This is a genomic window from Streptomyces sp. NPDC021115, from assembly GCF_044333065.1.
Taxonomy (GTDB): domain Bacteria; phylum Actinomycetota; class Actinomycetes; order Streptomycetales; family Streptomycetaceae; genus Streptomyces.
In genome coordinates this window covers 121,629-145,070 of the sequence record NZ_JBIRQF010000016.1, presented here as the reverse complement: position 1 = coordinate 145,070, position 23,442 = coordinate 121,629, and the positions used below count along the sequence as shown (strand labels likewise).

Annotated in this window: 21 protein-coding genes; 10 read left to right on the top strand and 11 right to left on the bottom strand. The window is 72.5% G+C overall.

Annotation, left to right across the window (positions count from 1 at the left end):
- Positions 1-7 precede the first annotated feature (7 nt).
- From ACH4TL_RS34830 to ACH4TL_RS34815, 4 genes are all read right to left on the bottom strand, one after another.
- Positions 8-1,171, bottom strand: coding sequence for a serine hydrolase domain-containing protein (locus tag ACH4TL_RS34830; RefSeq protein WP_398324311.1), 1,164 nt, complete (start codon positions 1,169-1,171; stop codon positions 8-10).
- Between the two features lie 85 nt (positions 1,172-1,256).
- The gene (locus tag ACH4TL_RS34825; protein ID WP_398324309.1) at positions 1,257-1,892 is read right to left on the bottom strand and encodes a disulfide bond formation protein DsbA; all 636 of its coding nucleotides are present in this window, start codon (positions 1,890-1,892) and stop codon (positions 1,257-1,259) included.
- A 68-nt stretch (positions 1,893-1,960) separates the two neighbouring features.
- Positions 1,961-2,284, bottom strand: a complete 324-nt coding sequence (locus ACH4TL_RS34820) for a cupin domain-containing protein (protein ID WP_398324306.1) — start codon at positions 2,282-2,284, stop codon at positions 1,961-1,963.
- A gap of 124 nt (positions 2,285-2,408) precedes the next feature.
- A complete protein-coding gene (locus ACH4TL_RS34815) occupies positions 2,409-3,629 on the bottom strand; it encodes a S8 family peptidase (RefSeq protein WP_398324304.1) in 1,221 nt (406 codons plus the stop codon).
- 348 nt (positions 3,630-3,977) lie between these two features.
- Here ACH4TL_RS34815 and ACH4TL_RS34810 point away from each other — a divergent pair, with 348 nt between their 5' ends.
- From ACH4TL_RS34810 to erm, 3 genes are all read left to right on the top strand, one after another.
- Complete coding sequence (locus ACH4TL_RS34810) at positions 3,978-6,281, top strand: MMPL family transporter (RefSeq protein WP_398324302.1); 2,304 nt, start codon at positions 3,978-3,980, stop codon at positions 6,279-6,281.
- Between the two features lie 184 nt (positions 6,282-6,465).
- Positions 6,466-6,627: a hypothetical protein gene (locus tag ACH4TL_RS34805; RefSeq protein ID WP_398324300.1), complete on the top strand. Its 162-nt coding sequence runs from the start codon at positions 6,466-6,468 to the stop codon at positions 6,625-6,627.
- A gap of 210 nt (positions 6,628-6,837) precedes the next feature.
- The gene (erm, locus tag ACH4TL_RS34800) at positions 6,838-7,653 is read left to right on the top strand and encodes an ErmE/ErmH/ErmO/ErmR family 23S rRNA (adenine(2058)-N(6))-methyltransferase (protein WP_398324298.1); all 816 of its coding nucleotides are present in this window, start codon (positions 6,838-6,840) and stop codon (positions 7,651-7,653) included.
- Here erm and ACH4TL_RS34795 read toward each other — a convergent pair.
- The 7 genes from ACH4TL_RS34795 to ACH4TL_RS34765 all read right to left on the bottom strand — a co-directional run bounded on the left by ACH4TL_RS34795 (position 7,650) and on the right by ACH4TL_RS34765 (position 14,363).
- Positions 7,650-8,912 (bottom strand): extracellular solute-binding protein, encoded by a 1,263-nt coding sequence (locus tag ACH4TL_RS34795; protein ID WP_398324296.1) that lies wholly within the window; start codon positions 8,910-8,912, stop codon positions 7,650-7,652. The two genes, erm and ACH4TL_RS34795, sit on opposite strands and share 4 nt — an antisense overlap.
- Entirely contained in the window at positions 8,912-9,766 is an 855-nt protein-coding gene (locus tag ACH4TL_RS34790) for a carbohydrate ABC transporter permease (protein WP_398324294.1), read from the bottom strand. The genes ACH4TL_RS34795 and ACH4TL_RS34790 overlap by 1 nt, the downstream gene beginning before the upstream one ends.
- Positions 9,763-10,713, bottom strand: coding sequence for a carbohydrate ABC transporter permease (locus ACH4TL_RS34785; protein WP_398324292.1), 951 nt, complete (start codon positions 10,711-10,713; stop codon positions 9,763-9,765). Before ACH4TL_RS34785 ends, ACH4TL_RS34790 begins: the two co-directional genes overlap by 4 nt.
- A gap of 23 nt (positions 10,714-10,736) precedes the next feature.
- Positions 10,737-11,471: a thioesterase II family protein gene (locus ACH4TL_RS34780; protein WP_398324290.1), complete on the bottom strand. Its 735-nt coding sequence runs from the start codon at positions 11,469-11,471 to the stop codon at positions 10,737-10,739.
- A gap of 98 nt (positions 11,472-11,569) precedes the next feature.
- Positions 11,570-12,529 (bottom strand): chlorinating enzyme, encoded by a 960-nt coding sequence (locus ACH4TL_RS34775; protein ID WP_398324288.1) that lies wholly within the window; start codon positions 12,527-12,529, stop codon positions 11,570-11,572.
- A 14-nt stretch (positions 12,530-12,543) separates the two neighbouring features.
- Complete coding sequence (locus tag ACH4TL_RS34770) at positions 12,544-12,807, bottom strand: phosphopantetheine-binding protein (protein WP_398324286.1); 264 nt, start codon at positions 12,805-12,807, stop codon at positions 12,544-12,546.
- Positions 12,804-14,363: an amino acid adenylation domain-containing protein gene (locus ACH4TL_RS34765; RefSeq protein ID WP_398324284.1), complete on the bottom strand. Its 1,560-nt coding sequence runs from the start codon at positions 14,361-14,363 to the stop codon at positions 12,804-12,806. Before ACH4TL_RS34765 ends, ACH4TL_RS34770 begins: the two co-directional genes overlap by 4 nt.
- 376 nt (positions 14,364-14,739) lie before the next feature.
- Between ACH4TL_RS34765 and ACH4TL_RS34760 the strand changes: the two genes are divergently transcribed.
- The 7 genes from ACH4TL_RS34760 (at position 14,740) to ACH4TL_RS34730 (ending at position 23,329) form a co-directional block, all read left to right on the top strand.
- The gene (locus ACH4TL_RS34760) at positions 14,740-15,729 is read left to right on the top strand and encodes a DMT family transporter (RefSeq protein ID WP_398324282.1); all 990 of its coding nucleotides are present in this window, start codon (positions 14,740-14,742) and stop codon (positions 15,727-15,729) included.
- A gap of 339 nt (positions 15,730-16,068) precedes the next feature.
- Positions 16,069-16,374, top strand: coding sequence for a response regulator transcription factor (locus tag ACH4TL_RS34755; protein ID WP_398324280.1), 306 nt, complete (start codon positions 16,069-16,071; stop codon positions 16,372-16,374).
- A gap of 255 nt (positions 16,375-16,629) precedes the next feature.
- On the top strand, positions 16,630-18,018 hold the full coding sequence (locus ACH4TL_RS34750; protein WP_398324278.1) for an MFS transporter: 1,389 nt from the start codon (positions 16,630-16,632) through the stop codon (positions 18,016-18,018).
- Positions 18,011-20,137: a molybdopterin oxidoreductase family protein gene (locus ACH4TL_RS34745; RefSeq protein WP_398324276.1), complete on the top strand. Its 2,127-nt coding sequence runs from the start codon at positions 18,011-18,013 to the stop codon at positions 20,135-20,137. The genes ACH4TL_RS34750 and ACH4TL_RS34745 overlap by 8 nt, the downstream gene beginning before the upstream one ends.
- A complete protein-coding gene (locus ACH4TL_RS34740) occupies positions 20,134-21,546 on the top strand; it encodes an NAD(P)/FAD-dependent oxidoreductase (RefSeq protein WP_398324274.1) in 1,413 nt (470 codons plus the stop codon). Before ACH4TL_RS34745 ends, ACH4TL_RS34740 begins: the two co-directional genes overlap by 4 nt.
- On the top strand, positions 21,543-22,790 hold the full coding sequence (locus ACH4TL_RS34735) for an NAD(P)/FAD-dependent oxidoreductase (protein WP_398324272.1): 1,248 nt from the start codon (positions 21,543-21,545) through the stop codon (positions 22,788-22,790). The genes ACH4TL_RS34740 and ACH4TL_RS34735 overlap by 4 nt, the downstream gene beginning before the upstream one ends.
- A complete protein-coding gene (locus ACH4TL_RS34730; RefSeq protein ID WP_398324270.1) occupies positions 22,781-23,329 on the top strand; it encodes a nitroreductase in 549 nt (182 codons plus the stop codon). The genes ACH4TL_RS34735 and ACH4TL_RS34730 overlap by 10 nt, the downstream gene beginning before the upstream one ends.
- Positions 23,330-23,442 lie beyond the last annotated feature (113 nt).

Sequence of the window (23,442 nt, the reverse complement as noted above, 5' to 3'; positions counted from 1 at the left end):
GCCCGTGTCAGCGGGCCACCGCCGTGGCCGCGGCGTGCACCGCGGCGATCAGCCGCACGTTCTCCGGGGCGGCACCGCCCGGGAAGGCGAAGCGGCGGCGGTTGTAGCCGTAGGCCAGACCGGTGCGCGGGTCGGCGAACGCCTGGGAGCCGGCGGCGCCGCTGTGGCCGAAGGCGCCCTGGCCGAGGACCGGGTAGACCTCGCCCGGGACGGAGAAACCGAGGCCGAAGGCCTTGTGGGCGCGCGAGACGACGTCGTAGCCGATCGAGTGGATCTGCGCGAACGCGGCCGCCGTGTCCGGCTTGAGGAGGGGTGCCTTGCCGTCGAGTTCGCTGATGGCCGCCGCGTACATCCCGGCCAGGCCGCGCGCGGAGGCGACACCGCCGACGGAGGCAGGGCTCTTGGCGCGTACGACCCGGAAGTTGGGCAGGTCCCACAGCTCGGGTGCCTGCGGATGGTTGCGGTTGAAGGCGATGCCGGTCAGGCTCTGCGGCCCGGTCGCGGCGGCGTCGAGTTCGGCCTGCTGCTCGGGGGTGGGGAGCATGGGCTGTGTGGTGAGGAAGCGGGGCTCGTGCTCCTCGGGCAGCCCGAGGTAGAAGTCGAGGTCGTGGCGGGAACGGACGCGGTCCTCGAACAGCTCCTGGATGCTCTGCCCGGTGACCCGGCGCACCACCTCGCCGGTGAGCGCCCCGATGGTCAGGGCGTGGTAGCCGAAGGCGGTTCCCGGGCGCCAGTACGGGGCCTGGGCGGCGAGGCGTTCGGCGATGACCCGGTCGTCGGCCACTTCCTCCAGGACGAAGCCGGTGTCGGCGCCGACCACTCCGGCGCGGTGGGAGAGCAGCTCGCGCAGGGTGATGTCCTGCTTCCCTTCCGTGCCGAACTCCGGCCAGTAGTGGCTGACCTTCTGGTCCGGGTCGAGGACGCCGTCCTGGACCAGCAGGGCCACCACGAGGTGGGCGGCGCCCTTGGTCGAGGAGAACACACCGGTCAGGGAGTCGCCCGTGATCCCGGGCCCGGTCCACAGGTCCACGACCCGCTCGCCGTCCACGTAGGCCACCAGCTGGGCCGCGTAGTCGCCGCCCTCGTCCGCCGCGACGGCCGCGAATTCCCGCGTCACGGATTCAAAGCCCTCGGCGACTGTTCCTTGTGGGGCGTTCTGGTCGTTCGGCACCGGCACTCCTCGGTCGTCACATCACCGCTGATCGGTGTCGCTTCGAACCCCGGCTCCACACGGAGTATTCCCCGCCACGTCGGGCTCAGCTGAAGTCGAGACCGCCCGTGCGGGTGCGCTTCAGCTCGAAGAAATCCGGATAGCCCGCGAGCAGCCGGGCGCCGTCGAAGACCCGTACGGCGTCCTCGCCCCGGGGGATCGAGGAGAGCACCGGGCCGAAGAAGGCCACCCCGTCGATGTGGAGGGTGGGGGTGCCGACATCCTCGCCGACCGCGTCCATGCCCTCGTGGTGGCTCTTGCGGAGGGCGTCGTCGTACGCGGTGGAGTGCGCGGCCTCGGCCAATTCGGCGGGCAGGCCCAGCTCGGCCAGGGCCTCCTCGATCACGGTCCGGCGGTCCGGACGCTCCTCGGTGGCCGCGGTGTGGAGTCGGGTGCCCATGGCCGTGTAGAGGTCCCGCAGCACCTCCTCGCCGTGGTGCTGTGCGGCCGCGATGCAGACGCGGACCGGGCCCCAGCCCTTGTCCACCAGTTCCTCGTAGCGCTCCGGCAGATCCTCGCGGCCCTCGTTGAGGACCGACAGGCTCATCACCCGGAAACGGAGGTCGAGGTCGCGGTGGCGTTCGACCTCCAGAATCCAGCGGGAGGCGATCCAGGCGAAGGGGCAGACGGGGTCGAAGTAGAAGTCGACCTTGGTGGGGGTATCGGTGAGTGACGTCGTCATGCCGGTGACACTAGTCGGCGGCTGGCCTGCGCCCTTGGGACAATCACCCGTTCATTCCCTGGGCCACTTCAGCCCTCGGGATAGAAGACGAAGAGCGTGCAGCCGGTGGTGGTCCGCGGGATGTGCGAGGAGCCCGCCGGGGCGTGGAGGAAGGTGCCCGCGGGGTAGTCGCGGTGGCCGTCGTTGAAGGTGCCGGAGACGACGAAGACCTCCTCGGGACCGGGCTCGTGGACGTCAAGACCTTCCCAGCTGCTGTCCGGGTCCATTTCCAGGACGTGGGCCTTCGCACCGTCGTCCCCCGTCCACAGCGGGCGCAGCCGGATGCCCGGGAACAGCTCCTTCACCGGCGCGTCCGCGACCGCCGCCCATGCGTATCCGTCCGTGATGTTCATGCCCGCAACCCTGGCACGGCGGGTCAACGGGCCCAAGGTGTCAGCCAGTTGCTCCCGGTACCCGGCACACGGCGGCCGCCGCGCCCAGTGGGGTGGACGCGGCGGCCGGAGGTGCGGACGCTGCTTACTTGACGATCTTCAGCAGCTTGTTGGGGGTGCCCTCGCTCGGGTTGGAGATCTTGTCGGCGGTGGCACCGTCCGTGAGCGCCTTCGCCACGTCAGCGGGCTTGGCGTCCTGGTGGCCGCTCAGGTAGACGGCGGCGGCGCCCACGACGTGCGGGGTGGCCATCGACGTACCGGAGATGGTGTTGGTCGCGTCGTCGCCGGTGTTCCAGTCGGACGTGATGTCCGAGCCGGGGGCGTAGATGTCGACGACCTTGCCGAAGTTGGAGAAGTCGGACTGCTCGTCGGCGTCGGTGCTGGAGGCGACGGTGATCGCGTCCTCGACCCGGGCCGGCGAGCTCCCGCTGGCGTCGGCGGACTCGTTGCCCGCCGCGACGCCGAAGGTGACACCGGCGTCGATGGCCTTCTGCACGGCCGCGTCCAGGGCCTCGTCGGGGGTGCCGCCGAGGCTCATGTTGGCGACGGACGGGCCCTTGTGGTTCTTGGTGACCCAGTCGATGCCGGACACGACCTGTTCGGTGGTGCCCGAGCCCTGGTCGTCCAGGACTCTCACGGCCACGACCTTGGCCTTCTTGGCCACGCCGTGGTCGGTACCGGCGATGGTGCCCGCGACATGGGTGCCGTGGCCGTTGCCGTCGTCGGCGTCCTCGTCGTTGTCGATGGCGTCGAAGCCGGAGGTGACGCGGCCGCCGAAGTCCTTGTGCGACGCGCGGACCCCGGTGTCGATGACGTACGCGGTGACGCCCTCACCCGCGCTGTCCGGGTAGGTGTACTTCTTGTCGCCCTTGGTGTCTTCCTGGTCCAGCCGGTCCAGGCCCCAGGACGGCGGATCGTCCTGGGTGGTCTTGATGGAGTATCGGTGGTTCTGGACGACCTTGGCCACCGACGGGTCGGCGGCCAGCCGCTTGGCCTCGGTCTCGCTGAGGCCGCTGGCGGAGAAGCCGTTGATGGCGGAGTCGTAAGCGCGGCGCAGCTTGCCGCCGTAGCTCTGGGCCAGGTCCTTGCCCTCGGCCGCGGCCTTGACGGACTGTCCGCCCTTGAGCATGACGATGTAGCTGCCGTCGACGGCGTTCTTCGCCTGGGTGCCGTAGACGGTGCCCTCGGCGGGCTTCGCGGTGGCGGCGCCCGCCGGGACGGCCACGAAGGCACCGGCGGTGACGGCGCCCGCCGCGGCTATCGCGAGGGTGAGTCGACGCGCGTTGCGCTGCTTGTGTACTGCCATGACGAGGGATCCTCCTCGTGCGGTTGTGGGGGGATTCCGCACACGGGTGATGTCTCACACGGGCGCGGTGGCGCCGGAGCGTGTTCGGATCACTCCGGGCTGAGACGAAACCCTGGCGGATCGAACCGGGCAATTCAAGATCCTGGTCCATGTGTGACATATGCAACGTCATCGCGGCACGATCACGACAAGTCCCTTTACGTGTAAGGGGCTTGGAACGTGAGGGTAGGGATGACCCCCCTCCCCGAGGTGGAGGACCCCGCCCCCCGGCTCACCGGTCAGCAGGATGGGCCCGGACGCACCCGCGCCCTAGCGTCGTCCCCCAGAGGGCGGCAGGGGGTCGCCACCATGGGAAAAGGGGACGTCGTGGGGGACACAGGACGACTGAACAGGCCACGGGGGCTGGCCGCCCGAGCGGGCGGCTGGAGCGCCCGGCACCGCTGGACGGCGGTCGGCGCCTGGCTGCTGCTGGTCGTTCTCGCGCTGGCCGTGGGGTCGATGACGGGCCGGGTCGATTCGACGGACAGCGAGGAGCTTCCCGGCGAGTCCGGGCGTGTCGTGAAGATTCTCGACGATGCGGGCATCGACGAACCGGCCGGGGAAACCGTACTGATCCAGGCCAGGACGAGCGGGGTGACCGCGGGCGACGCGGCGTTCCGCGACGCGGTCGGCGCGGTGCTCACCGCGGTGCGCGGCACCGGCGAGGCCACCGAGGTGGCCTCCCCGTACGCCACGAAGGCGATCTCGTCCGACCGGCGGTCCGCGCTGGTGCGGTTCGATCTGCGGGGCGACCCGGAGACCGCCGCCGACCGCGTCCAGCCGGTGCTGGACGCGGTGGAGAAGGCTCAGCGGGGCCACCAGGACTTCAGGATCGAGCAGTTCGGCGACGCGAGCGGCCAGAAGGCGTTCGACGACGCGTTCGGCTCGGACTTCACGCAGGCCGAGTACTCGGCGGTGCCGGTGGCGCTCGGCATCCTGCTGATCGCGTTCGGCGCGCTGGTGGCGGCGCTGCTGCCGGTGGCGCTCGCGATGACCGCCTTCCTGGCCACCACCGGTCTGGTGGCGGTGGTCAGCCACTGGGTGCACATGAGCGACACGGCCAACTCGGTGATGCTGCTGGTGGGTCTGGCCGTCGGCGTCGACTACTGCCTGTTCTATCTGCGCCGGGAGCGGGAGGAGCGCGCGGCCGGGCGCGACCCCGAGACCGCGCTGCGGATCGCGGCGGCGACCTCGGGCCGGGCGATCCTCGTCTCGGGTGTCACGGTCATCGTGGCGATGGCGGGCATGCTCTTCACCGGCATCGCCGAGTTCAAGGCGATGGGCCTGGCGACCCTGATGGTGGTGGCCGTGGCCATGGTGGGCTCGGTGACGGTGCTGCCCGCGCTGCTGTCGCTGCTCGGCGAGCGCGTCGAGAAGGGCAAGGTGCCGTTCGTGGGCCGCGCCAAGCGGAAGGGCAACGGCGAGAGCCGGGTGTGGCGCGCGGTCCTCGGCCGGGTGCTGCGCAGGCCGAGGCTGTCGCTCGCGCTGGCCGGTGGCGCGCTGATCGCGATCGCCGCCCCCGCGGTCAGCATGAACACCGCGAACCTCACCCTGGACCAGGAGTTCGGGGGCTCCATGCCGATCGTGGCCGCCTACCGGCACATGGACGAGGCGTTCCCCGGCGGCCCCGACCCGGCCCGGGTCGTGGTCAAGGCCGACGACATCGACGCCGCGCCGGTACGGGACGCCATCACCCGCTTCCGCGACCTGGCCGTCGCGAAGGGCGCCTCCACGGGCCCGGTCACGGTGGCGTTCCACGAGAAGCAGGACCTGGCCGTACTGTCGGTGCCGCTGACCGGCGGCTCGGACGAGAAGAAGGCCGGGCAGAGCCTGACCGTCCTGCGCGATGAGGTGCGCCCCGCCACGCTCGGCACGGTGGACGGGCTGGACGCGCCGATCGGCGGCTCCACCGCCGCCTCCAAGGACTTCAACGACGCGCTCGGCTCGGCCGTCGCCCCGGTCTTCGCCTTCGTCGTGGTGTTCGCCTTCCTGCTGATGCTGATGTCGTTCCGGTCCCTGACCATCGCCGTGACCTCCATCGCGCTCAACCTGCTGTCGGTGGGCGCCGCGTACGGCATCCTCACCGCCGTCTTCCAGCACGGCTGGGGCGCGGGCCTGGTCGGCGCGGAGGGCGTCGGCGCGATCGTGTCGTGGCTGCCGCTGTTCCTCTTCGTGATCCTGTTCGGGCTGAGCATGGACTACCACGTGTTCGTGGTCTCCCGGATCCGCGAGGCGCGGCTGGCCGGGCGCACCACCCGGGACGCGGTGGTGCACGGCGTGGTCACCACGGCGGGCGTGGTCACCAGCGCCGCCGTCATCATGGTCGCGGTGTTCGCCATCTTCGGGACGCTGTCGATGCAGTCCATGAAGCAGATGGGCGTCGGCCTCGCGGCGGCCGTCCTCATCGACGCCACGGTGATCCGCGGGGTGCTGCTGCCCGCCGTGATGACGCTGCTGGGCGAGCGGAACTGGTACCTGCCGACCTGGCTGCGATGGCTGCCCGACCTGACCCACGACGACCCGGCACCCGCCGCCGCGCCCCGGCCCGCCGCCCCGGTGGGCACCCTGCCCGGCACCGACCTGGACGACCGCCCCCGGCACGCCAGGGTCTGACGCCACCCCAAGAACCGGCCGCGTGGCTCCCACCGGGCCACGCGGCCGTTCGCGTCGTACGGCACCGGGGCTCGCGGGAAAACCCCTTGCGGCCCGCTCCGCCCCCTCCGTACGGTGCCGGGGAAACGGCGGAGATCCGCCTACGCGTCAACTCGCGTAGGCGCGCACGGGAGGAGCATCACCGATGGGCGGAAGTCCCGGCATCGGCGTGTTCACCCGCCTCACCACCCGCGGCTGTGCCGGGGTGGCGGGTGTGTGCGCGTCTCTCCCGCTCCTCCGCCGCCCGCGGCGCGGCCCCGGTGCCCTGGCCGGACCGGACGCGCCCCGTTTCTCGCCGAGCCACTGACCCGACCGGGTCTGACCTGGTCTGACCTGGTCTGACCTGGTCTGACCGATCGAGGGTCCCGTCGCTCGTCCTGATCCCCTGTTCCACCCGCTTCCGCATGCCCGTGGCCAGGGCCCCCGCCAGTCCAGGAATCACACGTTCCGGACGGGCGGCAGGGCCCGCTCGTCCGTGTGCCGCTGCCGCCCGCCCGGCTCCGAAAGGACCGTGGCCGTGGCCCGCAACCGCAACGCTCGCCCCCGTACCGCCCGCGATGAAGCGCGGCGCGGCTACGGGCAGAACTTCCTGACCGACCCGGACGCCGTTGCCCGGATCGTCCGCGCCGCCCGCCCCGGCCCCACCGATCTGCTGGTGGAGGTCGGCGCGGGCAAGGGCGTGCTCACCGAGGCGCTGGCACCGCGCTGCCGCGCACTGATCAGTTACGAGATCGACCGCCATCTCGTCCCGGGGCTGCGCGAACGGCTCGACGCGCACCCGCGGGTCCGCGTCGTCCACCAGGACTTCCTGACGGCCGTGCCACCGCGCGAACCGTTCGCCCTGGTCGGCAATGTGCCCTACGCCCGCACCTCCGAGATCGTCGACTGGGCCCTGCGGGCACGCCCGCTCACCTCGGCGACGCTGCTCACCCAGCTGGAGTACGCCCGCAAGCGCACCGGCGACTTCGGCCGGTGGAGCCTGCTGACGGTACGGACCTGGCCGGAGGTGGAGTGGCGGCTGTGCGGGCGCGTGGAGCGCGCCGCCTTCCGGCCGATGCCGAGCGTCCACGGCGGAATTCTGCGGCTGACCCGCCGCCCACGCCCCCTGCTGACCGATCCGGCGCAGCGGGCGGCGTACGCGCGCCTGGTGGAGCTGGGCTTCTCGGGCGTCGGCGGGTCGCTCTACGCGTCACTGCGACGGACCTGCCCCACCCGGCGGCTGTCCGCCGCGTTCCGCCGGGCGGAGCTCGCGCGGGAGGTGGTGGTGGCGCGGGTGGCGCCCTGGCAATGGGTCGTGCTCGCGGAGGAGTTGACCACTTGCCCGACCGCCTAGCGCTGGTAGCGGGAGAGGACCAGATTGCCGTCGTCCACCAGGCGTTTCCTCAGCCGGGACAGCGGGATCGCCCCGCTGTAGTACTCCTGGAGCGCGGGGGTCGCCACCTTGTCCTTCCACTCCGGGTAGCCGCGCACCGGCAGGGCGGGGGCCGGGCGGAGGTGGGTGGCCAGGGTGGTGCCGGTCGACCAGCCCTGGGCGGGGGTGTGCAGGGCCGGGGCGCGCAGGGCGGCGGTGCCTGTGGGCAGCATCCAGTCGCCCAGGGCGAGCCGCACCATGTTGCGGGGGCGGAGGAAGAAGTCGAGGAAGCGGGCCGCCTCGCGCTGGTAGGGGCTGTCCTCGGCGATGGACAGGGTCTGCGGGCTGACCCCCTGGCGCTGGTCGCCGCCGGGTCCGGCGGGGGCGGGCAGGACCGTCCAGGTGAAGTCCTTCGGCGCCTGCGAGGCGAGCTGCTGGCGGTAGGAGAAGCCGAGCGGCAGCATGGCGTACTTGCCGCCGAAGAAGCCGGGGAGGGTGTCCGAACCGCCCATGCCGAGCGTGGACTTGGCCGCCGTACGGGCGATGGCGTCCGGGACGCGCTGCTCGGCGGCGTCGAAGCGGGCCGTGACCTTGCCGTCGGCGGCGCGGTGGAAGAACCGGCCGCCGGTGGTCAGGGCCAGGCCCAGGGTCGCGGCGACGGGTTCCTTGAGCGGCCAGGCGACGCCGTGCGTACCGCCCCGGGTGAGCGTCCGGGCCGCGTCCTCGAACTCCGCCCAGCTCCAAGGGGCGCGCACGGTCGGGATGCGCACCCGTGCCCGGTCCAGGAGCGCCCGGTTGGCGATGATCACGCGGGGCTCCTGGAGGAACGGCACGCCGTAGACGCCGCCGTCGAAGGTGGTGGTCGCCCAGCTGTGGGCCGGGATGTCGGCCTTGAGCCGGTCGGGCAGCAGGCCGCGCAGATCGGCGAGGTAGCCGCCGTACGCGAAGTCGGCGAGGTCGTCGGCGGCGTCGTGGATGATGTCGGGCGCCTCGCCGCCCTCGAAGGAGGTGAGGAGCTGGTCGTGGACGCCGTCCCAGCTGCCCTGGACGTAGTCCACCCTGATCCCGGGGTGGGCCGCGTTCCACTCGGCGACGAGGCGCTTGTTGGCCTCGACGGACTCCTGCTGCCAGGCCAGCGACTGGAAGCGGAGCACCACCTCTCCCCCGCGGGCGCGGCGCCGCGCGGGCGCGCATCCCGACAGCAGGGCGGCGGAGGCGGCCAGCAGCGGGCGGCGGCGCATCAGGACTTCACCGCCCCGGCCAGGGTCCCACTGGTGATCCGCCGCTGGATGACGGCGAACAGGACCAGCGAGGGCAGGGTGGCGAGCAGCGAGGCCGCGGCCAGCGGGCCGAGGTCGGCGACGCCCTCGGCGCCGATGAAGTGGGTGAGGACGACCGGCATGGTCTGCTTCTCCGGCGTCTTGAGCAGCACCAGCGCGAAGAAGAACTCGTTCCACGCGGTGATGAAGGCGAAGAGGGCGGTGGCCACGAGGCCGGGCGCCAGCAGCGGCACCGTGATCGAGACCAGGACGCGCAGCCGCCCCGCCCCGTCCACGGCCGCGGCCTCCTCCAGCTCCCTGGGTACGGCGCGGGCGTACCCCGCGAGCATCCACAGGGCGAACGGCAGCGACCACACCACGTACACCATGATCAGCCCGGACAGGGAGTTGATCAGGTACAGGTTCTTCAGCAGGAGGAACAGCGGGATGATCACCAGGACGAACGGGAACGCCTGGCTGACCACGACCCAGCCGGTGGCCGCCCGGGACAGCGGGGAGCGGTGGTGCCGGGCCATGACGTACGCCATCGGGGTCGCGATGACGACGGTGACGACCGCGGCGGCGACGGAGGCGGTCAGGCTGTTCGCGGCCGCCCGCAGCAGCGGCTGTTCGTCGAACGCCTGGCGGAAGTTGTCCAGCGTCGGGTCGAGGGGGAGCCAGCCGGGGTCCGGGCTGGCCAGCTCCCGCGGCGGCTTGAACGCGGTGGACAGCAGCCACAGCAGCGGAAAGGCGAGGAAGCCGAGGTAGCCCAGCAGGGCCAGGTACTGCCCGGTGCGGGCGGCCCGGCGCCTGCGCACGGCGGCGGCCCGGTTCATGCCTCGTCCCCCTTGAGCCGTCCGACGAGGAACATCGCGAGGAGCACGGAGACGGCCGCGACCAGCACGCAGCCCATGGCGGCCGCGTACCCGAACTGCCCGTAGCGGAACGCCTCCTCGTACGCGAAGAGCATCGGCAGCCGGGTGCGCCCGCCGGGCCCGCCACCGGTCAGGACGTAGACCAGCGCGAAGGAGTTGATGTTCCAGATGAGGCTGAGCGCGCTGATCGCGAGGGCGACGGGCCTGATGGCGGGCCAGGTGACGGTGCGGAAGCGCCGCCAGGCGCCCGCGCCGTCCACCGCCGCGGCCTCGTGCAGTTCGCGCGGTACGCCTGTGAGCGCGGCCAGCAGCGTCACCGTCACCTGCGGCAGCCGCGCCCAGATGCCGACGACGATCACGGCGGGCAGGGCGGTGGAGAGGCTGCCCAGCCAGTCCCGTTCGGTGCCCAGGGCCTCGCCCAGCACCCCCGCGTCGGGGTGGTAGACGAGCCGCCACATGATGCCGACGACGACCTCGGGCATCGCCCACGGCACGATCGCCAGGGCCCGCGCCAGCCAGCGGAAGCGGAGGTTCTGCGTCAGCAGCAGCGCGAGCCCGAGGGCCAGCACGAACTGCGGAACGGTCACCGCGACCGCCCACACCAGGCCGATCCGGAACGACTCCCAGAAGAGCGTGTCGCGGGCCAGGTCCTGGAAGTTGAGCAGCCCGGTCCACTGGGTCGGCTCGGTGCGGCCGGACTGCGCGTCGGTGAAGGCCAGCCCGATCCCGTACAGCAGCGGGCCGACGCTGAGCAGCAGGATCGGCAGCAGCGCGGGCAGCACCAGGAACCACGCGCCGTGGCCGGTTCCGGTCCCCCGCCGCGCGGCGCGGGCGCCGCCGCCGTCCGGCCCGCGGGGCGGAGGCTTGTCGGACCGCGCCGTCGCGGTCGTGGGTGTCACGCCCGTCATCGTGCGGACGGCGCGGGGCCGCGTCAAGGAGTACGGCCGTCAGGACCCAGCAGCGTACGGGTGATCGTCTCGGCCAACGCGGCCGCCTGTTCGGGCTGTTCGAGGTAGAAGTGGTCGCCGGGGAGGCGGGGCGTGATCTCCGTGCGCCCGGTCGTGCTGTGCCGCCAGGCGTCCAGCTGGGCGTCGGTGAAGACGTCGTCGGTGCCGCAGCACACCACGAGATCGGCGCTCACGACGGTGGCGGCCGGGCGCTTGCGCAGAAACGAGTCGCCGAGCGAGAAGTCGGCGCGCAGCAGGCCCGCGGTGCGCTCCCGCAGCACGGGGTGTTCGCGGATCTGCGCGGAGATCGTACCGCCCGACTTCTCGGCGATGGCGAAGATCTCCTCGTCGGTGGTGAGCAACGGCGAGCCCTCACAGGGCGGTTCGGCGCTCACCGGGCCCGCGTTGGCGGAGGCGAAGAGGGTGGAGCAGCGCGGCCCGCCGCCCTCCGCCAGCCGGGCCGTCAGACAGAGGCCGAGGTAGGCGCCCACGCTGTGGCCGAAGATCGCGATCTCGCCCTGGTGTCCGGCAACCGCCCGCAGCAGGTCGTCGACGGCGTCCTCGATGGTGGTGACGGGCGCCTCGCGCCACCGCCTGCCGCGTCCGGGCAGCTCCAGCGGCAGCGGCTGGATGCCGTCCGGCAGGGCGGCGGCGAGCCGGTCGAAGACGGCGGCCGAGCCGCCCGCGTGGTGCAGCATGATGAGGGGACGGGGCGTCATACGTACCTCCTGCGCAACCGTGGCGGCACGTGCCGCGGGATGGGGCACGGCGGGGCGGCCCGGGGCCGCCCCGCCGTGAGGCCGGACGAGTGCGGCGGTCAGCTGGGGATCTGGCGCGGGACGAACTCGTAGCCGCGCTGGCTGGTGCGGGCCATCCGGTTGTGGCCGTACTCGTCGACGCCGGAGGTGAGGACCGCGCCGTACTTCTCGAGGTTGATGCCGTCGCCGTACTCGGTCAGGTTCTCGGTGCCGGGGTAGACCTGCACCTGGGCGGGCACGTAGCGGGCGGCGAAGCCCATGCGGTAGTCGGTCTTGCTGCCGGTGTGCGGCAGCGAGGCGTGCATGGTGTTCGACCAGAAGATGACGGCCTCGCCCGGCTTGAGGACCATCGGGTAAGCCTGCGACTCGTCCGGCTTCCAGTCGGGGTCCTTCTGGAGCGACCGGTAGTCGTAGCCGAAGAAGCCGCGCTTGATGCCGTCCTTCTCGCGCTGGTTGATGGCCTCCGCGTCGTAGTCCATGCCCTTGGACTCGTCGTAGTTCATCGACGTGTGGGTGCCCGGCATCAGCTGGAGGCAGCCGTTCTGCTCGGTGGAGTGGGTGAACGCGGTCCACACCGTGATGGTGCCGATGAAGGCGGGGCGGCCCTCGTCGGACGGCCAGATGATCTGCGGCTTGCCGGTCGCGTGGGCGAAGGTGGCGGCCTGGTGCCAGTCGGTGCCCTCGTCGCCCTGGTACTTGGGGAAGAACTCGCTGCGCCAGCACAGCAGGTTGCGGCCGATGAGCGATGCCACGCGGTCGACGATCTCCGGCCGCATGATGTGCTCGGACAGCAGGTCGATGTCGAGGTGGCGGTCGTAGTTGGAGATGTTGGCCTTGCCCGCGCTGTCCGGGTAGATGGCCAGGGAACGGTCGAGGAGCTGGCGCCGGATGATGTTCCAGCGGCGGGTCATCTCCTCGGGCTCGAAGATCTTGACCGGGCCGATGTAGCCGTCCCGCTCGAACCGGGCCACCTCTTCGGGGCTGAAGGTGAAGTTCGCCTGCTCGCTCACGGTGGTCATGGGGTTCTCCTTCGCTACTTGGTGGACCGGGCGCGGGTGACGGCGTCGGCGATGGCCTCGCCGATGCTGCGCTCGAAGAGGATCTGCATGTCCAGGTCGACGCCGAGGTCCTTCTTGACGCGTTCGCTCAGCTCCAGGGCCAGGACGGAGTGGCCGCCGAGGTCGAGGAAGTTGTCCTGGGCGGACAGGTCGGACTCCTCCAGCACCTCACCCACCCAGGTGACGGCCAGGTTGTCGGGGTGCGCGGTCTGCGCGTCGGTGATCTGCTGTCCCGTCATGAACGTGCCACCTCTTCCTCCCAGGACCGGGCGACGGCCGCCCGGTCGACTTTTCCGTTGACGGTGCGGGGCAGCCCCGGCAGCGGCAGATAGCGCGCCGGGTGCATATAGGCCGGCAACAGGGTCTTGATGTGGTTCCGCAGCTCCCGTGCGGTGGTCGCGCTTCCCTCACGGGCCACGTAGGCGCAGACCAGCCGGAGGTCGCCGGGCTTGAACTCGCGCACCGTGACGACCGCGTCGACCACGTCGTCGTGGCGGCGCACCGCGGTCTCGATGTCGCTCAGCTCGATGCGGTAGCCGCGCAGTTTGATCTGGAGGTCGGCTCGGCCCTCGTAGGCGAAGCGGCCGTCCGGCAGCTCGCTCACCAGGTCCCCGGTGCGGTAGTAGCGGACGGACTCGCCGGTCTTCTCGTCCGTCACCACCGGGAACTTCTCCGCGGTCAGCTCCGGGCGCCGCAGATAGCCCTCGGCCAACTGTGCCCCGGACAGCCACAGTTCACCGGTCTCGCCCAGGTCCACGTCCCGGTCGTCGTCGCCGACGACCCGGGTGCCGAACGAGGGCAGGGCGCGCCCGATGACCGAGGCGTCCTGCGCGAGATACGCCTCGCCGATCTCCTCGAAGGTCGTGAACACGGTGGTCTCGGTGATCCCGTAGCCGTTGACCAGCCGCGGCCGGTCGAGCCCGAACGCCTTGGCCCAGGGCCGCAGCATGGGCGCGGTGAGCTTCTCGCCGCCGAAGATGACGTAGCGCAGCCCCGAGACGTCCCGGCCGCCGCGCACGGCCGCCTCGGTGAGCGCGAGGAAGGCGGTGGGCGTCTGGTTGATGACGGTGACCCCGCGGTCGATGATGACCGTCAGATACTGCTCGGGCGTACGGGCCGCCCAGTGCGGCAGCACCACCAGCTCGGCGCCGGTGGAGAACGCCCCCCACATCTCCCACACCGAGAAGTCGAACGACAGCGAGTGGAACAGCAGCCAGCGGTCCTCCCCGGAGAAGTCGAACACCGAGGGGGCGCCGAAGAGCAGGGCCAGCACATTGGCGTGGCGGACCGGCACGCCCTTCGGGTTCCCGGTGGTGCCCGAGGTGTAGATGACGTACGCCATGTCCTCGGCGCCCGGGCCCGGGGCGCCCGTCACGGGCCCGGGCCCGGCGTCCTTGCACTCCGCCACGGCCGCGGTGCGGACCACCCTGGTGACCGCGCATCCCACGTGGGGCTCGCCGATCAGGGCGCTGGCGCCGCTGTCGGCGAGGATGAAGTCGCTCCGGGAGACCGGGTTGCGCAGGTCCACCGGGACATACGCGGCACCGCACTTGAGGATGGCCAGGATCGCGACGATCGCCTCGGCCCCCGGCGACATGCGCAGGGCCACCCGGTCCCCGGGCCGCACCCCCTCGGCGAGCAGGGTGCGGGCCACCGCGTCCGACCAGGCGTCGAGCCGCCGGTAGGAGACGCGGTCGTCCTCGGCGGACAGCGCCGTGCGCTCCGGTGCCGTCGCGGCGACCTCCCGGAAGAGGCTGACGAGATCGGAATTCCGCGCGATGGGGTCCGATGTCATGGATTGCAGCAGCATTTCGGGAAACCCTTCTTGCGGCCGTCGGAAATCACAGAAGACTTTGCGGAGCGCACCGCGCGGGACCGTGCCCGCCACGAGTGTTCGCGTTGACCCGGCTCCTCACCGGGATGCGAATCACTATCACCGGGGGGCCTCAGGGCCCTCAATTGAACCTTCGTACAGGCGGGTTCGGACGTCGTCGGTGAGGCGAGGGCACAGGCCCTTCACCGGCCCGTTACGCTGTGGCCGACCACCACAGATGACGGGACGTCATCTGGACGGCCCCGCTCCGGCACGACCGGGGCGCTCGGCCACACCAGCACCGGCCGCACCAGCGGCAACGCAGCGGCGCAATCGCAGCAGGCAAAGGGGGAAGCGCATGTCGCAAAAACAGCAGAGGGCCGGAGGGGGCACCAATCCCTATCTCTTACTGACGACCACGATGGTCTTATGGGGCAGCGGCTTCAGCAGTTCCAAGGTGGTCGTCGACCATCTGCCGCACTCCGTGGCGGCCCTGCTGCGCTTCGGCGGCGGGGCGGTCGTCCTGCTCGTCGCGCTGCGGTTCGTACCGTCCCAGCGACCCACGTCGGGGCGGGACGTGGGGCGCGCGGCCGGGGCGGGGATACTCGGCGTCTTCCTGTACAACCTGCTGTTCTTCTGGGGGCTTTCGCTGGCCCCCGCGATGGACAGCACCACGATCATCCCGGTCATGAGCCCCGTGCTGACCACCGGATTCCTGCTGATCACCCGCAAGGAGCGGGCGTCGGCCGGGCGGGTCGCCGGGCTGGCGCTGGGGCTGACCGGTGCCGTGATCTTCCTGATCGGCGCGCGGACCGACGCGGGCGCGGGCAGCGACCGCTTCATCGGCGATGTGCTGTTCCTGCTGAGCGCGGGCTGCTGGGCGGCGTTCACCCTGCTCGGCCCCCGGGTGCTCGCCGGGATCGAACCGCTGCGGGCCACGGCGTACGCGATGACCTGCGGCGCCATCCTGCTGGGCCTGTACAGCGTGCCCTCCGCGATGGACGCGGACTGGGGCGCGGTGCCCGCCACCACCTGGATCAACGCGGTGTTCGTGGCGATCGGGCCGACGGCCGTGGCGAACCTCTTCTACTACCGGGGCGTGGGGGCGGTGGGCCCGGCCTCCGCCTCGATCATGATGTTCATGGTGCCCGCGGTAGGCACCCTGTGTTCCTACCTCTTCCTGGGCGAGACCTTCGGCGCCGTCCAGGCCGTCGGCGCGGTGGTGCTGCTGGCCGGTGCGGTCCTCGCGGTCACCCAGGGCCGGGTGCGGCCGAAGGCCGGGGAGACGGCGGAGGCGGTGGCCACGGCGGGCGCGGAGGACGCGGAGGACCGCGAACGGCTCCGCTGAGGGCCACGGTCGGTCTGCGGCTGAGGACCACTCAGGACCTGCTCGATTGAGCGGAAATCGAGAGAATCTAGCATGATCGCTCGTCCGCGCCTTGAGCGATAATGCGCCATTGCGGCCCGCCGGTGACACCGTCTCAGAGAGCAAGACGGTTCCGCATCGTCCGTCACCACAGACCCGCAGGTCGACGACGACATCCGGCGGGCCGCGCGCACGGGAAGTGAAGCTCGTCACACACCTCTGACATGGGCGGCTTCCGTATACTGCCCGGGCCCATAAGGCTGACGCGAATTCACCTATTACCCGGACCCCGCGACCCGCGATTTCGGGAGAGGGAGATACATGGTCACACAGGGAAGCCTGATCGGTTTAGCCAACAGGAAAGCACCGCTCCTGGCCCCCAGCGCTCGCCGGACCTGGCAGGATGAGCTGGACCGGGTGCCCTCGCTTTCGAATCGCGAATTCGACGTGTTCCGCTTGCTGGGTGACGGGGAGTCCAATCGGTCCATAGCGTCACGGCTCGCCGTCACCGAACGCACCGTCAAAGCACACGTCGCCCAGATCCTGACCAAGCTGCATGTGGAGTCCAGGCTGCAAGCGGGCCTGGTGTCGTATGCCTGGATCGAGACGCTGCGCACGACCATGTGACGGGGACGCACCACCTTGATCCGGCCGGCCTCTGCTGCCCTGCGCGAGGCCGGTCCGTCGTGTGTACCAAGGTTCAATTGAGCCCGCTTTCCGCCGCCCGGCAGTCTGGATATGCCTCTGGAGCTTCCACAGCCCGTAGAGGAATCCGGCATCAGCATTCTCGTGCCACACCAAGCACCACCTTCAACACCATCACCATCACCACCACTGATGACTGTGACCGTGTTCAGATGCGAGTGGAGGCCGAGGCAACTCATGGGCAAGGCTCGGGCCGGTTCCGGCCGCTGGATATCTCACTGGGACCCCGAGGACCGGGAGTTCTGGAAACGCGAGGGCAGTCGCGTCGCACGGCGCAATCTGGTGCTGTCCGTCGCGACCGAACACCTCGGCTTCTCGGTGTGGAGCCTGTGGTCGGTCCTGGTCCTCTTCATGTCCCCCGCGACCGGATTCACCTTCGCCGCCGGGGAGAAGTTCCTGCTGGTCGTGGTCCCCACGCTGGCCGGGGCCGCGCTCCGGCTGCCCTACCGCTACGCCGTGACCCGCGTCGGCGGCCGCGACTGGACGGTGCGCGCCACCGCCTCCCTGCTGCTCCCCCTCGCGCTCGCGGTCTGGGTGATCCAGCGGCCGGACGCCCCGCTGTGGGTGTTCCTGCTGGCCGGGGCGACAGCGGGGCTCGGCGGCGGCAACTTCGCCTCGTCGATGACCAACGTCTCCGGCATCTTCCCCCGCCGCCACCAGGGCCGGGCGCTGGGGCTCAACGCGGGCGGCGGCAACCTGGGCGTGGCCGTGGTGCAGCTGCTCGGGCTGCTGGTGGCTGCCACCGCCGGGCTCGGTCACCCCGAGTACCTGGCGGCCGGTTATCTGCCGCTGGCCGCCGTGCTGGCGGTGCTCGCCGCCCGCCGGATGGACAACTTCCCGACCGTACGGGCCCGGCCCGGGGCGCTGCGCGAGGCCCTGGGCAGCCGCCACACCTGGTGGATGTCGCTGCTGTACGTCGGCACCTTCGGCTCGTTCATCGGCTACGGCTTCGCGTTCGGCCTGGTCCTCCAGTACGAGTTCGGCGCCAGTGCGCTGGAGGCCGTCTCGTACACCTTCCTCGGCCCGATGCTCGGCTCGCTGTTCCGGCCGCTCGGCGGGTGGCTCGCCGACCGGTGGGGCGGTGCGCGGGTGACCCTCGTGGACCTCGCCGCAATGGCGGCCGGGACCGGGGTGCTGCTGCTGGCCTCCGCGCGGCATTCGTTCACCCTGTTCGTGGCCGCCTTCTGTGTGCTGTTCGTGCTGTCGGGGATCGGCAACGGCTCGGCGTACACCATGATTCCGGCGGTCTTCACGCAGGACGCGGAGAAGGCCGTCACCGCTGGCGAGGACGCCGCTCGTGCCTTCGCCCGGGCCCGTGAGCTGTCCGGCGCGGTCATCGGCGTGACGGGCGCGGTCGGCACGCTCGGCGGCGTCGCGGTCAACCTGGCCTTCCGCGCCTGCTACGACGGTCCCGGCGGAACCGGTGACGCCGCGTTCACCGCCTTCCTCGGGTACTACGCGCTCTGCGCGGTGGTGACCTGGGCGGTCTATCTGCGTGGCGAACCCGGCGGCGGCCCCGGCGGAACCGGCCGCTCAGCGCGGCGCCGGGAGGTCTCCCATGTCTGAATCCCGCTCCCCCGCGGCCCCGTTCACCGCGCCCTCCGTCCCGTCCGCGGTGGCGACCCACTGCCCGTACTGCGCCCTCCAGTGCGGCACCTGGCTGGACCGCGCGGACGGCACGGTGACCGTGCGGCCCTCCGACTTCCCCGTCAACCGGGGCGGGCTGTGCCAGAAGGGGTGGACCGCCCCCGCCCTCCTCGACACCCCGGTGCGGCTCCACAACCCGCTGATCCGCGACGCCCGCGGATCGCTGGAACCGGCGGGCTGGCACCAGGCCCTGGACACCGTCGCGGACCGGCTGCGCGGCATCCGGGACGCCCACGGGCCGGACGCGGTGGCGGTGTTCGGCGGCGGCGGGCTCACCAACGAGAAGGCGTATCTGCTGGGCAAGTTCGCCCGGGTGGCGCTCGGCACCAGCCGCATCGACTACAACGGCCGGTTCTGCATGTCCTCCGCGGCGGCCGCCGGGAACGCCGCCTTCGGTGTCGACCGCGGACTGCCGTTCCCGGTGGGCGACCTCGACGACGCCGAGGTGATCCTGCTGGCGGGCGCGAACCCGGCCGAGACCATGCCGCCGCTGATGCGCCACCTGGCGGGCGCGCGGCTCGTCGTCATCGACCCGCGCCGGACCCGGACCGCGGAGACCGCCGCCCTCCACCTCCAGCCGCAGCCCGGCACCGATCTGGCGCTCGCCCTCGGGCTGCTCCATCTCGCCGTCACCGAGGGCCGGATGGACGAGGGCTATCTGCACCGGCGCACCGTCGGGTTCGACGCCGCGTGGCAGCGGGCGGTGGCCTGGTGGCCGGAGCGCGTGGAACAGGTCACCGGGGTGCCGGTGGCCGCCCAGCGCGAGGCGGTACGGATGCTCGGCGAGGCCCGGCGGGCCTACGTCCTCACCGGGCGCGGCGCCGAACAGCACAGCAAGGGCACCGACACCGTGGCGGCCTTCATCAACCTGGCCCTCGCCCTGGGCCTGCCGGGACGGGTGGGCAGCGGCTACGGCTGCCTCACCGGGCAGGGCAACGGGCAGGGCGGCCGGGAGATGGGCCAGAAGGCCGACCAGCTGCCCGGCTACCGGTCGATCGCCGACCCCGGGGCGCGCGCCGACGTGGCCGCCGTCTGGGGAGTGGCGCCGCGGGAGCTGCCCGGGCCAGGGCCGAGCGCCTTCGAGCTGCTGGACTCCCTCGGCCGCCCCGGCGGGCCGCGCGCGCTGCTGGTGTTCGGCTCCAACCCGGCCGTGTCCGCGCCGCACGCCGCGCGGATCACCGAGCGGCTGGCCGCGCTGGACCTGCTGGTGGTGGCCGACTTCATGCCCTCCGAGACGGCGCTGCTGGCCGATGTGGTGCTGCCGGTGACGCAATGGGCCGAGGAGGAGGGCACCATGACCAATCTGGAGGGCCGGGTGGTGCGCCGCCGCCGGCTCTCCGGACCCCCGCCGGGCGTACGGAGCGACCTGGACGTACTGCGCGGGCTCGCGATCCGGCTCGGTCAGCCGCCGGAACGTTTCCCCGCCGCACCGCACGAGGTGTTCGAGGAGCTGCGCCGCACCACCCGCGGCGGCCGGGCCGACTACTCCGGCGTCAGCTACGCACGGCTCGACGCCGGAGAGGCCCTGCACTGGCCCTGCCCCGAAGCGCCGCCCGGGCAGCCGCCGCACCCGGGCACGCCCCGGCTCTTCCTCGACCGCTTCGCCCACCCGGACGGCCGGGCCAGGTTCCGCGCGGTCGACCACCGGGACGCCGCCGAGGTCCCCGGCGGCCGCTTCCCCCTGTACGCCACGACCGGCCGGGTGCTGGCGCACTACCAGTCCGGCGCCCAGACCCGCGAGGTCCCCGAACTGCTCGCCGCCGAGCCCGAGTCGTTCGTAGAAGTGCACCCGGACACCGCCGAGCGGGCCGGGCTCACCGAGGGCGCGCTGGCCCGGGTCAGCTCGGCCCGCGGCACGGCCGTCGCCCGGGTGCGGCTGGTGCCGACCCTGCGCGCCGACACCGTCTTCCTGCCGTTCCACTTCACCGCGGACGGCCGGGCCAACCTCCTCACCAGTACCGCCCTCGATCCGGAGAGCCTCATGCCCGAGTTCAAGGTCTGTGCGGTCCGCCTCGACCCCTGGACGGCCGCGCCATGAGCGCCGTCGTCGTCGTGGGCAACGGCATCGCCGCCCACCGCCTCGTGGACCGGCTGCACCACCACGGCCACCAGGGCACCGTCACCGTCCTGGGGGCCGAGCCGGTGGCCGCGTACAACCGGGTGCTGCTCCCCTCGGTGCTGGACGGCACGCTCCCGGCCCGCGCCCTGGCCCTGCCCGCCCCGCCGGACGGCACCGTGGTGCGGCTGGGCACCCGGGTCACCGGCGTCGACCGGGAACGCCGCCTGGTGCACACCGCGGACGGCACCGGCATCCCCTACGACCACCTGGTGCTCGCGACCGGCGCCCGGCCCCGCATCCCCGCCATACCCGGCCTGCTGACCGACCGCGGCCGGCTCGCCGAGGGCGTCACCCCGCTGCGTACCGTCGCCGACTCCCGGCGCGTCACCGGCGGCCAGGTCGCCGTGGTCGGCGCCGGGGTGCTGGGGGTGGAGACGGCGCTCGCGCTGCGGCGCGGCGGCACCCGCGTCACGCTGGTGCATCCGCATCCGTACCCGATGAACCGCCAGCTCGACGCCGCCGCCGGGGCGCTCGTCGCCCGCGGGCTGCGCGACCGCGGCATCCGGCTGGAACTGTCCCGGCAGGCCGTCGCGTACGCCCCCGGCGCCCTCACCCTCGACCGCGGCCAGGCCCTCGGCATCGACACCGTGGTGGTGTGCGCCGGGGTCCGGCCCGACACCCGGCTGGCCCGCGCCGCCGGACTCTCCGTCCGCACCGGCGTGGTGGTCGACACCGCCCTGGCCACCGACGATCCGCGCGTCCACGCCATCGGCGACTGCGCCGAGGAACACGGCAGCGTCCCCGGGCTCGCCACCACCGCCTGGCACCAGGCCGAACGGCTCGCCGCGACGCTCTGCGACGGCCGCCCCCGGCCCCGCGCCTGCGTGCCGGTGACCCGGCTGAAGGCCCCCGGACTGGACGTCGCGGCCTACGGCCCGCCAGGACCCGCCGACGAGATCGAGGAGACGGTGACGCTCCAGGACCCCGCCCGCGGCGGCTACGCCCGGCTGCACCTGCGCGACCAGCGGCTCCTCGGCGCCGTCCTGGTGGGCTACCCCCAGGCCATCGCCGCCCTGAGCGCCCTGGGCGACCAGGGGCTGCCGGTGCCGTCGGACCGGCTGGCGTTCCTGCTCGGCACCCCCGCCGGGCGGCGCGGCCCGGTCGAGCTGCCGGACGACGCGGTCCTGTGCCATTGCAACAACGTCACCAAGCGCACCCTGGCCGACAGCTGGCACCGCGGCGCCCGCGACGCCGCGGCACTCGCCGCCGCCACCCGCGCCACCACCGGCTGCGGCAGCTGCGCGGGCGCCGTCCGCGACCTGTGCGCCACCCTGCACGCCGCCGCCGGACCACGGCCCGAACCGGCCGTGGCGGAGGCGCTCCGGTGAGCCGCACCCTCGTCGTCGTCGGCCACGGCATGGTCGGCCACTGGCTGGTGGAGCGCGTCCGGGACCGGGATCCGGACGGCCGCTGGCGCCTCGTCGTCCTCGCCGAGGAACCGCGGCCCGCCTACGACCGGATCTCGCTCTCGTCCCATCTGGAAGGCGGGGAGGACGGCGACGCCGGAGCACTCGACCTCACAGGACCCGACCTCCTCGCCGATCCGCTGGCCGACATCCGCCTCAACACCACCGCCGTCTCCATCGACCGCCGCGCCCGCACCGTCACCAGCGCGGACGGCGCCGTGACCGGCTACGACGCGCTGGTCCTGGCCACCGGCTCCCGGCCCTTCGTCCCACCGATCTCCGGACGCGACCTGCCCGGCTGCTTCCGCTACCGGACCGTCGAGGACATCGAGGCCATCAGGGCGGCGGCCGTCCCCGGCCGGGCGGGCGTCGTCATCGGCGGCGGGCTCCTCGGCCTCGAAGCGGCCAACGCCCTGCGGCTGCTGGGCATGCGGGCCCATGTGGTGGAGACGGCCCCGCATCTGCTGCCGCTCCAGATCGACGCCGGGGCCGGACAGGTCCTCGCCGACCTCGTCGGCAAGCTCGGCGTGCAGCCCCACTGCGGCACCATCACCCGGTCCGTCGACCCCGGCCCCGACGGGCGCGTCCGCGCGGTCACCCTGGACGACCGCACCCGGCTGGACGCCGCCGTGGTCGTCTTCGCGACCGGCGTACGCCCCCGCGACGACCTGGCCGAACCGTCCGGCCTCGAACGCGGCCCGCGCGGCGGCATCCTCGTGGACGACCACTGCCGCACCCCCGACCCCCGGATCTGGGCGATCGGCGAATGCGCCGCCGTCGAAGGCCGCTGCTACGGGCTCGTCGCCCCCGGCTACCGCATGGCCGAATCCGTCGCCGCCCAGCTCCTCGGCCTCCCCGCCCGGCCCTTCGCCGGAGCCGACACCTCCACCCGGCTCAAACTGCTAGGCGTCGACGTCGCCAGCTTCGGCGACTGCCACGCCGAGACCCCCGGCGCCCTCGAATTCGTCCGCCACCACCACCGGACGGGCAGCTACGCCAAGTTCGTCCTCGCCGACGACGCCCGCACCCTGCTCGGCGGCGTCCTGGCGGGCGACACCAGCGCCTACCCGCTCCTCCACTCCCTGATGGGCCGCGAACTGCCCGCCGGCCCCGAACAGTTGCTGCTCGGCACGCCCCACCACGAAAGGGAACCCGCATGGACGTGATGACGGCCATCCTCACCCGCCGCAGCGAGCAGAAGCTCGCCGGTCCGGCCCCCAGCCCCGAAGAGTTCCGCTACCTGCTCAAGGCCGCCTCCTGCGCCCCCGACCACGGCATGCTGCGGCCCTGGCGATGGCTGCTGATCTCCGGCGACGCCCGGGACGCGCTCGCCGCCGCCCTCGCCGAGGACAACGGCAAGAGCGTCGAGTCGATGCGCGCCAAGACCCGGCGGGCGCCCCTGCTGGCCACGCTCGTGTTCTCCCCCGACGCCGTCTCCCCGGTGCCGGAATGGGAACAGATGGCCGCCGTCTCCGCGATGACCACCTCGCTGATGCTGCTGCTCCACGCGCGCGGCTTCGGCAGTATCTGGCGGACCGGTGCCCAGCTCGACGCCGAACCGGTCCGCAAACTGCTCGACCTGGACCAGCCCGAACGCGCCCTGGGCTGGCTCTACATCGGCACGGTGGAGCCGGGCCGCCCGACCCGCCGCCGCCAGGCCCCCGACGTGGGCGACCGCCTCCGGATATTCAGCCCCTCTTTCTAAGGGCTCGGTTCTCCCCCAGCTACCGCTGGGAGGTGCCCCCAGCCGGAAGAACGGGGGCACCCGAGCGCCGGGCGCACCCAGTCCCCACCCCCGGAACGTGCCCCGGCCCGGGT

Excerpts from the sequence above, each read along its gene's own strand:
- ACH4TL_RS34825 (WP_398324309.1), bottom strand. The coding sequence starts at position 1,892 with ATGACGACGTCACTCACCGATACCCCCACCAAGGTCGACTTCTACTTC.
- ACH4TL_RS34820 (WP_398324306.1), bottom strand. The coding sequence starts at position 2,284 with ATGAACATCACGGACGGATACGCATGGGCGGCGGTCGCGGACGCGCCG.
- ACH4TL_RS34815 (WP_398324304.1), bottom strand. The coding sequence starts at position 3,629 with ATGGCAGTACACAAGCAGCGCAACGCGCGTCGACTCACCCTCGCGATA.
- ACH4TL_RS34810 (WP_398324302.1), top strand. The coding sequence starts at position 3,978 with ATGGGAAAAGGGGACGTCGTGGGGGACACAGGACGACTGAACAGGCCA.
- ACH4TL_RS34805 (WP_398324300.1), top strand. The coding sequence starts at position 6,466 with ATGGGCGGAAGTCCCGGCATCGGCGTGTTCACCCGCCTCACCACCCGC.
- ACH4TL_RS34795 (WP_398324296.1), bottom strand. The coding sequence starts at position 8,912 with ATGCGCCGCCGCCCGCTGCTGGCCGCCTCCGCCGCCCTGCTGTCGGGA.
- ACH4TL_RS34790 (WP_398324294.1), bottom strand. The coding sequence starts at position 9,766 with ATGAACCGGGCCGCCGCCGTGCGCAGGCGCCGGGCCGCCCGCACCGGG.
- ACH4TL_RS34785 (WP_398324292.1), bottom strand. The coding sequence starts at position 10,713 with ATGACGGGCGTGACACCCACGACCGCGACGGCGCGGTCCGACAAGCCT.
- ACH4TL_RS34780 (WP_398324290.1), bottom strand. The coding sequence starts at position 11,471 with ATGACGCCCCGTCCCCTCATCATGCTGCACCACGCGGGCGGCTCGGCC.
- ACH4TL_RS34775 (WP_398324288.1), bottom strand. The coding sequence starts at position 12,529 with ATGACCACCGTGAGCGAGCAGGCGAACTTCACCTTCAGCCCCGAAGAG.
- ACH4TL_RS34770 (WP_398324286.1), bottom strand. The coding sequence starts at position 12,807 with ATGACGGGACAGCAGATCACCGACGCGCAGACCGCGCACCCCGACAAC.
- ACH4TL_RS34765 (WP_398324284.1), bottom strand. The coding sequence starts at position 14,363 with ATGACATCGGACCCCATCGCGCGGAATTCCGATCTCGTCAGCCTCTTC.
- ACH4TL_RS34760 (WP_398324282.1), top strand. The coding sequence starts at position 14,740 with ATGTCGCAAAAACAGCAGAGGGCCGGAGGGGGCACCAATCCCTATCTC.
- ACH4TL_RS34755 (WP_398324280.1), top strand. The coding sequence starts at position 16,069 with ATGGTCACACAGGGAAGCCTGATCGGTTTAGCCAACAGGAAAGCACCG.
- ACH4TL_RS34750 (WP_398324278.1), top strand. The coding sequence starts at position 16,630 with ATGGGCAAGGCTCGGGCCGGTTCCGGCCGCTGGATATCTCACTGGGAC.
- ACH4TL_RS34745 (WP_398324276.1), top strand. The coding sequence starts at position 18,011 with ATGTCTGAATCCCGCTCCCCCGCGGCCCCGTTCACCGCGCCCTCCGTC.
- ACH4TL_RS34740 (WP_398324274.1), top strand. The coding sequence starts at position 20,134 with ATGAGCGCCGTCGTCGTCGTGGGCAACGGCATCGCCGCCCACCGCCTC.
- ACH4TL_RS34730 (WP_398324270.1), top strand. The coding sequence starts at position 22,781 with ATGGACGTGATGACGGCCATCCTCACCCGCCGCAGCGAGCAGAAGCTC.